The 11,771-nt window shown below is 63.6% G+C and carries 9 protein-coding genes; 3 read left to right on the top strand and 6 right to left on the bottom strand.

Annotated features, from left to right (window positions below; all coding sequences use genetic code 11):
• The first annotated feature begins 1 nt into the window (after position 1).
• The 3 genes from AB4Y75_RS02680 to AB4Y75_RS02670 are packed head-to-tail and all read left to right on the top strand — an operon-like array spanning position 2 to position 3,213.
• Positions 2–619: a 2-dehydro-3-deoxy-6-phosphogalactonate aldolase gene (locus tag AB4Y75_RS02680; protein WP_441434340.1), complete on the top strand. Its 618-nt coding sequence runs from the start codon at positions 2–4 to the stop codon at positions 617–619.
• 34 nt (positions 620–653) lie between these two features.
• Positions 654–1,802 carry a galactonate dehydratase gene (gene dgoD, locus AB4Y75_RS02675; protein WP_441434339.1) on the top strand — a complete coding sequence of 383 codons (1,149 nt, stop codon included), beginning with the start codon at positions 654–656 and terminating at the stop codon, positions 1,800–1,802.
• 55 nt (positions 1,803–1,857) lie between these two features.
• Positions 1,858–3,213: an MFS transporter gene (locus tag AB4Y75_RS02670; RefSeq protein ID WP_441434338.1), complete on the top strand. Its 1,356-nt coding sequence runs from the start codon at positions 1,858–1,860 to the stop codon at positions 3,211–3,213.
• A gap of 73 nt (positions 3,214–3,286) precedes the next feature.
• Here the strand turns inward: AB4Y75_RS02670 and AB4Y75_RS02665 are convergent, their stop codons facing one another.
• The 6 genes from AB4Y75_RS02665 to AB4Y75_RS02640 form a co-directional block, all read right to left on the bottom strand.
• Positions 3,287–3,883 carry a TetR/AcrR family transcriptional regulator gene (locus AB4Y75_RS02665; RefSeq protein ID WP_441434337.1) on the bottom strand — a complete coding sequence of 199 codons (597 nt, stop codon included), beginning with the start codon at positions 3,881–3,883 and terminating at the stop codon, positions 3,287–3,289.
• Positions 3,884–3,915: 32 nt separating this feature from the next.
• Positions 3,916–5,139, bottom strand: coding sequence for a saccharopine dehydrogenase family protein (locus tag AB4Y75_RS02660; RefSeq protein ID WP_441435247.1), 1,224 nt, complete (start codon positions 5,137–5,139; stop codon positions 3,916–3,918).
• A 139-nt stretch (positions 5,140–5,278) separates the two neighbouring features.
• Entirely contained in the window at positions 5,279–6,793 is a 1,515-nt protein-coding gene (locus AB4Y75_RS02655; protein ID WP_441435246.1) for an APC family permease, read from the bottom strand.
• 430 nt (positions 6,794–7,223) lie between these two features.
• Positions 7,224–9,695, bottom strand: a complete 2,472-nt coding sequence (locus AB4Y75_RS02650; protein WP_441434336.1) for a hypothetical protein — start codon at positions 9,693–9,695, stop codon at positions 7,224–7,226.
• A gap of 658 nt (positions 9,696–10,353) precedes the next feature.
• Entirely contained in the window at positions 10,354–10,551 is a 198-nt protein-coding gene (locus tag AB4Y75_RS02645; protein WP_441434335.1) for a hypothetical protein, read from the bottom strand.
• Positions 10,552–10,623: 72 nt separating this feature from the next.
• Positions 10,624–11,751 carry an FAD-dependent oxidoreductase gene (locus AB4Y75_RS02640; RefSeq protein WP_441435245.1) on the bottom strand — a complete coding sequence of 376 codons (1,128 nt, stop codon included), beginning with the start codon at positions 11,749–11,751 and terminating at the stop codon, positions 10,624–10,626.
• Positions 11,752–11,771 lie beyond the last annotated feature (20 nt).

Here is an 11,771-nt window from a genome sequence, read left to right as displayed (position 1 = left end):
CATGCCTTCCCACACCACCGGACTCATTGCGATTCTGCGCGGCATCTACCCCCAGGAAGCGCCCGCCGTCGGCCGCGCGCTCTACCGTGCCGGGATCCGCACCCTGGAGGTCCCGCTCAATTCTCCCGAGCCACTGGAGTCGATCAGCCGGCTGCGGGCAGATCTGCCCGACGACGCCCGGGTGGGAGCCGGCACAGTGCTGACGGCCGCCCAGGTGGCGGAGGTGGCAGAGGCAGGCGGTCAGCTGATCGTCTCCCCCAACACCAACACCGAGGTCATCATGGCCACGGTCTCCCGGGGCCTGGCCAGTTATCCCGGCGTGGCCATACCCAGCGAAGCATTCGCCGCGCTCGACGCCGGAGCCACCGCCTTGAAGATTTTCCCGTCCGAGACCGTGGGAATCGCAGGAATGAGGGCCTGGTCTTCAGTCCTGCCAGCCGGGACGGAACTACTACCGGTGGGCGGTGTCGACGACCAGACGCTCACCGCCTGGTTGGAGGCCGGAGCCGCGGGGGCAGGCATCGGTTCCTGGCTGTACAAGCCGGGCCGCACTGTGGAGGAGATCGCTGCCCGAGCGGCCTCCCTGATGTCGGTGTGGCGCGCCCACACCGGGTCATGAATCCGCAATCCAGCGCTGGAAAGGCGACGTATCGATGAGGATCGAATCCATCACCACCTATCCCGTCCCGCCACGGTGGCTCTTCGTCAAGATCGAGACCGACACTGGTCTGGTGGGCTGGGGCGAGCCCGTCCTTGAGGGCCGCGCGGCTACCGTCGCGGCGGCTGTGGAGGAGCTCAGTGACTATCTGATCGGCAAGGATCCGCGCCTCATCGAGGACCACTGGACGGTCATGTACCGCTCGGGCTTCTATCGGGGCGGCGGCATCCACATGTCCGCGCTTGCCGGACTCGACCAGGCCTTGTGGGACATCAAGGGCAAAGCACTCGGTGTCCCCGTGCACGAGTTGCTGGGCGGGCGACTGCGCGAGGCCATCAAGGTGTACTCATGGATCGGCGGTGACCGGCCGGGTGAGACCGCCGGCCAGGCCCGCGATGCCGTGGCGCGCGGGTTCAGTGCCGTGAAGATGAACGGGCCCGAGGAACTGCAGTACATCGATACCTGGGACAAGGTCGAGCGGGTGGTGCGCAATGTGTCCGAGATCCGCGACGCGGTAGGCCCGAACATCGGCATCGGTGTCGACTTCCACGGCAGGGTTCACCGACCCATGGCCCGCGTGCTGCTCCGCGAGTTGGAACCCTACCACCTGATGTTTGTCGAAGAACCGGTGCTTTCCGAGCACGTGGACGGCATCGCGGACGTGCTGCGTGAGTCCTCCACACCCATCGCACTCGGAGAGCGGCTGTATTCGCGCTGGGACTTCCGCCACGTCCTGGAATCCGGAGTGGTGGACATCATCCAGCCCGACCTCTCCCATGCCGGCGGCATCACGGAAGTGCGCAAGATCGCCGCCATGGCCGAAACCTACGACATCGCCCTGGCACCCCACTGCCCCCTGGGCCCCGTAGCCCTGGCGGCCTGCCTTGCCGTGGACGCCGTCAGCTACAACGCGGTAATCCAGGAACAAAGCCTGGGTATCCACTACAACCAGTCCAACGATCTCCTGGACTACCTCACCGATCCCAGCATCTTCGACTACGCAGACGGCATGGTCAAGATCCCCTCCGGCCCGGGGCTGGGCGTAGAGATCAATGAGGACTACGTCATCGAGCGGGCCAAGGAAGGCCACCGCTGGCGCAACCCGGTCTGGCGCCACACCGATGGCTCCTTCGCCGAATGGTGAACCTCTCCCCCGCCCCGGACAGCAACATTTCCCCACATCACAACGAGGTGACCCCATGAACGCAACCCTGGCGCCGTCCACACTGCGCAAACTGAACGTGAAGATCATCCCTCTGGTGATCATCTGCTATTTCATCGCGAACCTGGACAAGACGAACATCTCCATCGCGGCGCTGGACATGAACGCCGACCTGGGCCTGACGGCCACCATGTACGGGATCGGGGTCTCCGTCTTCTACATCACCTACCTGATCTTCGAAGTCCCCTCCAACCTGCTGATGACCAAAGTCGGACCCCGCATCTGGATCGCCCGCATCATGATCTCCTGGGGACTGGTCAGCTCGCTGGTAGGCCTAGTCCAGGCACCCTGGCAGCTCTACACCCTCAGGCTGCTCCTGGGCGCGGCCGAAGCAGGCTTCGCCCCAGGCATCATCTACTACCTCTCGCAATGGTTCCCGCAAGCCCACCGCGCCCGCGCCATGTCCTTCTTCTACATGGGCTCGGTAGGAGCCTCCGTGATCGGCCTGCCATTGGGCGGTGCGCTTCTGAACCTGCACGGCCTCCTGGGAGTGAGCGGGTGGCGTTGGCTATTCCTCCTCGAGGGACTTCCCGCCATCGCCCTGGGAATCGTGATCCTGCGTGTCATGCGCGATACCCCACACAAGGCACCATGGCTTTCCCGTGCCGAAGCAGATGACCTGCTCACCGTCCTCGATGCGGAACGCGCCACCGCCACCATCGGCGCCCACGTGCCCTGGTACAAAGCGATCGCTAACCGCACGGTTCTCGGGCTTTCCGCAGTATGGCTGTTCCAGGCCTTCTGCACGATCGGCGTCACCTTGTTCATGCCGATGATCCTGAAGGAACTGGTCCCCCATTCCGACAGCGTCCTGGTCGGGTTCCTCTCCGCGGTGCCGTTTTTGGCCGCCATCTTCTTCATGCACTTCAACGGCCGCAGCTCCGACCGAACCGGGGAACGATCCAAGCACCTCGCCCTTCCCCTCATCACCGCCGGCATCTGCCTTGCCCTGGCCCCCTACAGCCCACCCGTCATCGCGTACGTCCTGCTGATCCTTGCCGTGGGCCTGACCTTCGCCCTGACGCCAGTATTCTGGGCAGTCACCACCGAGAAGATCATCGGAGTGGCAGCCGCAGCATCCATCGCCATCATCAACACCGTGGCACAGCTCGCCGGCCTAGGCCTGCCGCCCGTCCTAGGCACAATCAAGGACACCACCGGAAACTACAACGACGGCCTCCTCCTCATCGCCGCAGCCCTGATCCTCGGCGGCATCCTCGGACACCTGATAACCCGCAACCACCGCTCCCACAACCAGCCCAAGATCCCGGAGGAGCAACACTGCGCAGAGGCACCCAGCCGACCGGACCAGGAGAAGCTCTCCAAGCGGTAACCGCTCGACAGCGGCTGGGACGAGGGCGAAAGCAGCGATTTCTCACAAGAAACGCGGGCGGCGGCCCGCCTCCCTACTTCGGGTGGTCGTTGAGCTGTTGGATGAGGTGCGTGAGGGCGCCAATGTCGGTGTGTTGGGTGAAGGAGTCGTCATCGGGGGCGGCGATGGCGGTGTGGTAGCTGACGCCGTCTCCTGCCATGAGGACTAGGCGGGCCAGGAGGGGGTCGGCAAGGTAGTCGGTGAGGATCCGGTACCAGTGGTCTCGGGCCCGGCGGAGGATCTCACCGGCGCTCTGGTTCCCGGCTTGGGCCAGCCGTGTGGCGGCGACCACGGCCTGTTCCAGCGGGGATCCTGCGTCAAAGGAGGAGGACAGGTAGTAGTGCACCGCTCCTTGGGGCGCGTGCTGCATCTGCTGGAGGTCGTCTTCGACCAGTTTTTCCAGCCTGTTCAGGAGCGCTGCGTCCAGATCGGCCCGTGATCGGTAGTGGTGCAGGAGACCGGGTTTGGAGAGTCCTGAGCGTTTGGCGACGGCGTCGATGGTCGCCTGTTTCACCCCGGCTTCGGCCAGTACGGTGACGTAGGTGTCGATGATCTGTTCGGGCTTGCTCTGATCCATCGGTCCGCCGTCCTCTAGGGCCTTGCCGGGGCTGGTCATGTTCAGGCGGCACATCCCCCGAGTGTGCCGCCTGAACATCCTATGGTCTATCGCTCGACGATGCCCCAAGCAGAACCGTAGCCTTCGGGCTCGGCTGCGGCCAGCAGGTCCAGGAAGGGCTTGGCTACGAATGCTTCCGGGCCGAGTACGCCGGCGCCGGACCAGGTTCCGTTGGCCAGTAGTTCCAGGGCGACGACGGGGTTGATGGCCGTCTGCCACACCACGGCCTGGGAATTATCACGGGCCATGGTGTCCTCGTTGTCGGCGACGTGGTACAGGTACAGTCCGCCTTCCTTGCCGTCCTTGCGCTTGCCGGTCACGTGAACGCCTGCACAGGTCTTGCCCTTCATGAGTGGACCGAGCGTGGCCGGGTCCGGCAGGCAGGCCGCCACGACGTCCCGCGGCGAGACCAGCTGGCCCTTCACGTTGACTGGTTCGGTCGATGCCAGGCCCAGCTTTTCGATGGTCTTGAGGACCTCGATGAACTCGTTGCCGAGCCCGTACTTGAACTCGACCTTCTTCGCGTCGATCCAGCGCGGCATCAGCGAGACTTCCTCGTGCTCCACGTTGACGCATTCCACTTCGCCGATGCCTTCGGGGAAATCGAACACGATGGGGTCCGAGAACGGTTCGACGGCGTACCAGCCGCCCTTGTCTTCATCGAAAAGGATGGGCGGGTTGAGGCATTCCTCCAGGGTGGTCCAGATGGAGAAGGAGGGTGCGAAGTCGTATCCGTCGACGGTCAGGTTCGCGCCGTCGCGCACGGAGAGCGTGTCGATCTCGTCGAACAATTCATCGGCGGCGTAGCGGGCCATCACATCGGAGAGACCGGGCTCGACGCCGATGCCCACCAGGGCCAGCTGCCCGGCGTCTTCCCATTCGGTGGATTCAGCGAACTGCTCATCGCCGAGCATGATGTTCGTCTTTTCGAAGGGCCGTTCGGTGTCCCGCACGGACAGGCTCATGGCCATGTCCAGATAGGTCACTCCGGCCGCACGGCAGGCGTTGAAGATCGGCATCACGAATCGCGGGTCCACCGCGTTGAGCACGTGGGTGGCGCTCGTCTGCTGGATCAGTTCAATGATCGCGGTCTCGTTGGAGGCGTCCACCTGCGCTGCGGAGTACCGGGGGTCATTGATCGCCTCGATGAGGGCGGAGGGTCGGGCAGGGTCGTAGTCTGCGATCGTCAGCTTCTCGAAGAAGCTGCGGCGTGAGGCGATGTGGGCCGCGGCGGAACCGACGCCGCCGGCGCCGAGGATCAGGATATGCATGGACATGATGTCCCTTTCTTTCTTGTGTGCTTCCTCGCGTTGAAGGCGCGAGGTGGTCGGGGGCGGCCGGACGGCCGCGGCACGGCGATGGCCGACGACGGCGCGTGGCCGTGTTCGCGGAGCTGCTGTCAGGCAGCTGTCAGTAGGTCTCGGGGACTTTGACTTCGGTGTCACGGTTCAGGGATCGTCCGGCGAAGAATTCACGTGCCCCTGGGAACCGGGACCAGACAGCCATCACGATCAGGCCCAGAAGGAGCGAGCCCACACCCATGACGAAGGTCCCCGAGGTGCCCAGCAGCGTCGTCGTGCCGTAATCGGGGTTGAACATGCTCACGGCGGAGAAGATGAAGACCGCGGTCATCATGAGCCCGCCGAGCAGTGGGAGGACGAAGCGGAACAGGGTGTTGCGTGCACTGTCGAAGAGGTTTTTCCGGAAGTACACGATGCAGGCGAAGGACGTGATCGCGTAGTAGAGGGCCACGGCCAGGGACGTCGATTCGATGGTGTCCGAGAGGATGTCGCCGCTGATGATCGTCATGCCGACGTAGAAGAGAATCGAGACCACGCCCATGAACATCGTGGAGAATCCCGGGGTCTGGTACTTCGGGGTGATGCCCGCGAACCGCCGCGGCAAGGCCTTGTACACGCCCATCGAGAAGGTGCCCCGGGCGGTCGGGAGGATCGTTGTCTGGCAAGTTGAGAGGGCTGAGACGAAGATCGCGAAGACCAGCACCCAGCCGTACGGACCCAGAGCATCACTGCGCAGGCCGTAGAAGACGTCCTCGGCGCCCGCCGGGTTGCTCAGGCCCTTGCCCGAGGCGCCGGTTCCGGCATACATCATCGCCAGCACGGTCATGCCGATGTAGGTGATGAGCAGGGTGACGGTCGACAGCAGCGCAGCCAGGCCTGGGGTGGTCCGCGGGTTCTTCGTCTCTTCCGCCAAGGACAGACAGGTGTCCCACCCCCAGTAGATGAAGATCGCGATCAGGACCGCCTGCATGAACCCGGCGGGGTTGCCGGTAGCGAAGGGGTTGAACCACTCCCAGGAGAATGGCAACGTTCCCCCGCCATGGAGCAGCGCCAGGCCCAGACCGATGCAGAAGGCGATGATGGCCAGATACTGCAGGATCATCAGGGCGTACTGGGCGAATGCTCCCGCTTCAACAGCCCGGTAGGAAACCCAAGTCATCAGGGCGATGATGATCGCCCCGACCGTCGTCACGACCACTTTCGAGGTGGCCAGGGAGCCATCGCCCAGGAGTAGGAAGAAGTATCGTGAGGCCACCTCCGACTGGCTCGCCATCACGATGACGCCGGCCACGAAGACACCCCACCCCGCGAACCAGCCCGTGCGGGGCCCGAAGGCTTTGGAGGCCCAGGTGAATGCCGTCCCCGCATCAGGCACCGCTGTGTTCAGCTCCCGGTACGCGAAGGCCGTCAAGCACATGGGGACGAAAGCGGCGATCAAGGCCACGGGTGCCTGAGCGCCGGCAGCCATCACGATGAAGCCCAGCGTGGCGGCCAGTGAGTACAGAGGCGCCGTCGAACCCAGACCGATCACCGTCGAGGCCATCAGCCCCAGCTTCCCCTGCGCCAGGCCCTTCGCTGACGCCGCCGGGTCCAGTACTGGAATCCCGGATCCCGGCCGCTCCATCTTCACAAAGTCCTGTCGCACGAGCACCTCATCGTCTCTCAAAAACCTCACCGACCAACCAGTTGGTAGGTCGGTGAATATAGTGTCAGCCAGCTCACACCATGTCAAAAATCCCGAACGAGATGCCGTCTCCCATGAGATTTGAGACGTGCGCTGATAACCCTGCATTGATAAACCCTGCGCGGTCTCCGGGCTGCGGTCTCAACGGGCGGATAGCCGGTGCTGCATGATGCGTGAAGCAAGGCCTTGGCTCGCCCTGTACCCGGGGCCGGTCCGGTACTAAATCACCGGGTGCCAGGCATCTTTCGTCCACGGTTGCCGCCCCTGAAACGACAGGTGGACCCTCGCGCAAGAGGGGTCCACCTGTCGTTGGCCGGCATGACTGGGCGGCCGAGAACACCGCCGACGGGGCCGGCTCCTAGCCGATTTCTTAGCCGTACGTGTAGGCGATGTCCGTGGCTTTCACGCCCTCTGAGGTGATGACGAACTTGCCCTTGAAGGCGAATTCCGAGGTTTCAGCCTCGGGCTTGTCGCCCTCAAAGAAGGGATCTGGCGTGTATTCGAACTTCGCCGCATCACTGGTGAAGGACCCATCATCCTCGATCTTCACGCTCGAGGGTGCCGAGAGCATTTTCATGCTGTGCAGCTTCTTGTTCTGCAACGGATAGGGACACCCGTCGTTGGTATTGGTCGGGACGGTCACACAAGCCTGCGCGAAGGCTTTGACCTGGTCCAGGACTGCGGACTCCGCTGCCGGAGTGATGCTCCTCTTCAGCGTCACCCCCGGACCGCCTTCACTTGTTGAGCTGTCACCCTGCACGGTCAGCCGCTCACTCTGAACCGCCATGAACTTCGTCGATGCCGCACCGACGGTGTAGATACCGGGGTAGACGGGCAGGCTGAGGACATGGTCGGGGGTATCCGTCATCCCGATGCCCCCGAAACCGGATCCTTCCGGCACCGTCACAGGCTGCTCCCCCACCGTGACTGCGTCCAGTCCTACGGTCGCGATGCTGGTCGATGTCAGGAACGGATCGCGAAGCTGCCAGGTATCCAGGAAGCCGAACTCAGGATCTCCCTTCACCACCGTGAAGTCTTTCGTGGAACGCTGCCCGTCCAGGGAGTACGTCAGTGTGACGGTCGCGTCCTTGTCCCGCTTGTCCTTCACCTCCACGGACACCACCTGGATGCGGACAGCCTTTTCCATGGCCTTATCGGTCAAGAGAGCACGTTTGTCAAAGGAAATGCCGGGGTCAACCAACTTGGAGGCTTCGGCCGCCTTACCGTTCTGGAGCAGCTCAGCATAGCTACGCACCACCGCGTCAGGGTTCCGAGCACTGTTCAGGAAGGCCACCGCCCCTGCGGCGACTCCGGCCACGACGGCCAGTCCCAGAACAATGAACGCGCCGGCGCGGATCCTCTTCTTAGTCCGTGGCGACATTGGTGTGATCTCCCCAACCGGTGGTGAGGGAACCAGTTCCCCCGGTTGAACACCGGTGTGCGGCTGGGAGGACTTCTCCGGGGTCTTCGCTTCCGGAAACACGGTAACCGGTACCGGCACTACTGCAGAATCAGAGGGAAGCTGTGTGCCCGATGACTTCTGCGGAGAAGGTTGGCCATGCAGCCAGCGCTCCACGGCGTTGCGGCCCGCGACCAGGACCAGCAGCCGAGGGGCCAGCTGGAACAGGAACAGCGGCAACACCTCTGCACCGCACGAAATGAGTGCGGCAAGAACCAGCACGAATACCGGTGCGTACCAGGCAGGACCGATGCCTGCGGTGACCCCGCCGCCTTGATTGCCGCTCATGATGCTGATCCCAGCAGTCCCGGACACGGACATGCCGGTTGACCACGTACCTAGAAGCGCAATGACGAAGACGATCGCAGGCATCTGCCAGGTACGCCGCCAATCCGGCCCTGCGGTGCGGGAGCGGTGGGTTCCGACCCGGGCCGCAACCACGAGCATTGTCACGATCATGAGGATCAGCAGCACCCAGAAGAAGGCACCGGAAAAGTCCCAGGCGAAGTACAGGTTGTCCCGGCCAAGCTTGTTGCTCTGGCCACCGAAACTGCCCGCAAGGTTCACCAGGGGGCCTCCCAGGACGTAGTGAAGACCCGCGCCGACGCCCCAGGTGAGCAAGCTGAAGACTACGTTCCCCAGATAGGGCAGCATGGACAGTGGTACAGAACCGGGGATCGAGCCGGTCACGACAGCCACCACCGCGCCAATCATGGCAACGACCCCGAGCACTCCCCCGAACCAATCGCAAACCCTGAGCGCTTCACCGGCGGCCGTTCGCACCCGAGAGAATACGGCGGCCTCAGGCCCACCCCAACGTGCCAGGAAGGTAGGCAGGGCAACGGCCAACACAACGGTGAAGAAAATTACCCACCCGCGACTGGAGAGCGTTATCACCAGCGACCGCGAGTCACCGAAAGAAGCCTGGGAGAAACCGAACAGCAGTACCATCAGCACGCTGGCTGGCACAGCATCCAGGACAGACCGGACTGCCGCCTGGCGCCACGGCAGAGACCGGACCTGAGAGAGTTCCCCACGACGGACAATCCACCATGCCAACAGAGCCAGAGCAAGGACCGCACCCCACGCCACCAGGCCCAGCGTGCCCTGAGCGGTGAAACCGACCCAACCACTGCCGACAGAGTCGGCCGTGACATCGAAACCACCCCCGAAGGCCGCGCCCGCCAGCACGAAGAACAGACCTGGCGTCAGCACAGAATCCCGGATCTCGGACCCCCAACTGCTGACCCCAGGAATCCCCGCATCGAAGAGCTCAGAGACCGAAATGGTCAGCAGGAGCCCGGAGAGCCACGCCAGCACCGGTGCAGAAACAGCAAGGACGCCCCACTGCCGAACGCGCGCTCCAGACAGGGCAAGGGCCACTTCCCTCCGCCACAAACCAGGTCCGGGCATAACACCTGGAGCCCTCACAGGGGTCTCTTTGGCCCCATCCGCCGGCCCGGCAGCGCCGAGCCCTGGAGCACTAGCGGGTGGCGGTGGTACCGAAGCGCTCTGATTGCCACCCTCCTGCCGCGAGGTTGTCTCTTCTTCCATGATTCCCTGCCTATTCCGGTGCGAAATTCGGGACGAATGGACTGGAAGCCTCAGAGAGCCAACCATCGCCCAAATGATCAAATGTTGGATAGATCAAACGGGCCAAAGCATACCGATCGACCTGTTAAGCGCCAATTCACATACACGTCGCACCACCTGGTCGGCTTCATGGGTCTGCGCGGACGAAGGAAGGCCTCATGTCAGGACCTGCGAGAAGTCCCCTGCATGCTCCGCTCGCTGAGGTCTGATGCGCAGGTGAACCGCGCGCTGAACGTGCCAGGCAGGAAGGCTGCCACCCCGAGACACGCGCCACGCAACCGCAGGCGTCTGCCCGATCACCGTCCTCCGCGTACAGGTACTGGGGTTGCGAAGGACGCCCACGGTACCGCCAATCAGTGCGGCATGGTCGGGGCGCCGGGCCCGAGCACGTTTCCGATACTGGCCTGCCTGCCGCCGGGTTGCCGACTCGAAGCCCTCGCTGGGTGGATTAGGCGTTGTCTCCGGCTGAGGTCTTGCGGCCCTTCCGCTGGGCCCGGATTGCCGTCACCACAAAGGCCGCTGCCACTACGAAACACAGCACGACCGGGACCAGCCCCCACGAGACAGCATGGCTGACCGACAGCACGGATGCCCCTGCGAGGAAGAACAGTGCTGCGCTGAGGTAGTTACCTGTCGATTCCTTCATGGTTTTCAAGCTATCAATCAGGGCGATGGACGCGCCGCCCCTTGAGCATCTGCGTTCGTGGCTCAGCGTGGTTCAGAAGGGCAGGTGTTCGGCGGCGGTGATGAACTTGGTTTCTTCTCGGGGGTCTGCTCCGAGTGCGAGGTGAGCTCCGAGTTCGCCGAGTGCGGGTGAGGTTTTGAATCCTTTTCCGGAGAATCCGGCCATGACGATCGCGCCGTCGATTGAGGGGTGCTGGCCGACGTATTCGATCCGGGAGCGGGTGTAGGCCTCGAAGTAGGGGTTGATTCTGACGGGGTAGTCATCGAGGGATGGCAGGAGGTCCCTGGCCAGGTTTCGGACTGCGGTCAGATCTTCTTCGGTGACTCGGAGGTCTGCGGTATCCGGGGATTCGATGATCTTGTGGTGCTCGAAGCCGAGTCCGAGTTTCATTGCGGATCCGTCCGTGGTGGGAAGGCCGTAGGAGTAGTTGGGGGCGGCCCTGATGTAGGGCACGATTCCGGCCAGTGATTGGCCTGGTTTGGGAGGGAACCATGTCGAGAGCAGGCGGCGGGGTGCAAGGTACGGGGCGAGCTCCGGAACCAGTGTGGAGGTCCAGGCTCCGGCGGCGATCACGACCCGGTCGTAGGCTGTTTCGTCGTCCTGGGTTCGCACGATGACTTGGCGCCCATGTTGGGTGATCTCGGTGACGCAGGATTCCGTGCGGATCGTCGCTCCGAGTGCCATGGCAGTTGCGGTGGCCGCCCGGATCGCGCGTTCTGGGTAGATCGTTCCGGCGCCCTTATCCAGCACTGCGAACTCGTTCTCGGCGAGGTCGAACTTCGGGAATTTCCGCGTGGCCTCGTCCCGGTCCAGCACTTGGGCTCTGCGGCCGAGCAGTTCCGCTGTTTCACGTGCTGTCGTTGATGCGGTGGTGTCGTCCTGGACGATGGTCAGGGCTCCGTTCAAGGAGCGCAGCCGGGTGCCCGCCTTTTCCTGTAGCTGGTTCCAGAGCGTGTGGGCCCGTTGAACCACGGGCAGGTAGCGCAGGTCTTCGAGTTCGATGAATCGGAACAGCCGGGACTCCCCGCCGGCTGCCCCTCGTGGGTGTCCGGGGCTGTAGAGCTCGTAGCCCGTAACGGGTACGCCGTGCTCGGCCAATTGCCACAAGACTTGAGAGCCGATGGTTCCGGTACCGACGACGGCGACGCGAGGCTTTCTCATTCCATCCTCCTGAAGCTTTG

Source organism: Arthrobacter sp. RAF14 (assembly GCF_052114185.1).
Lineage (GTDB): Bacteria > Actinomycetota > Actinomycetes > Actinomycetales > Micrococcaceae > Arthrobacter_E.
Note: the sequence above shows the minus strand (reverse complement) of the source record. Positions and strands in the feature narration are given on the sequence as shown.

Bases quoted from the DNA above. Each gene is read 5' to 3' on its own strand.
- AB4Y75_RS02655 (WP_441435246.1), bottom strand. From the start codon at position 6,793: ATGGAGCGGCCGGGATCCGGGATTCCAGTACTGGACCCGGCGGCGTCA.
- AB4Y75_RS02665 (WP_441434337.1), bottom strand. From the start codon at position 3,883: ATGTGCCGCCTGAACATGACCAGCCCCGGCAAGGCCCTAGAGGACGGC.
- AB4Y75_RS02660 (WP_441435247.1), bottom strand. From the start codon at position 5,139: ATGCATATCCTGATCCTCGGCGCCGGCGGCGTCGGTTCCGCCGCGGCC.
- AB4Y75_RS02670 (WP_441434338.1), top strand. From the start codon at position 1,858: ATGAACGCAACCCTGGCGCCGTCCACACTGCGCAAACTGAACGTGAAG.
- dgoD (WP_441434339.1), top strand. From the start codon at position 654: ATGAGGATCGAATCCATCACCACCTATCCCGTCCCGCCACGGTGGCTC.
- AB4Y75_RS02645 (WP_441434335.1), bottom strand. From the start codon at position 10,551: ATGAAGGAATCGACAGGTAACTACCTCAGCGCAGCACTGTTCTTCCTC.
- AB4Y75_RS02640 (WP_441435245.1), bottom strand. From the start codon at position 11,751: ATGAGAAAGCCTCGCGTCGCCGTCGTCGGTACCGGAACCATCGGCTCT.
- AB4Y75_RS02680 (WP_441434340.1), top strand. From the start codon at position 2: ATGCCTTCCCACACCACCGGACTCATTGCGATTCTGCGCGGCATCTAC.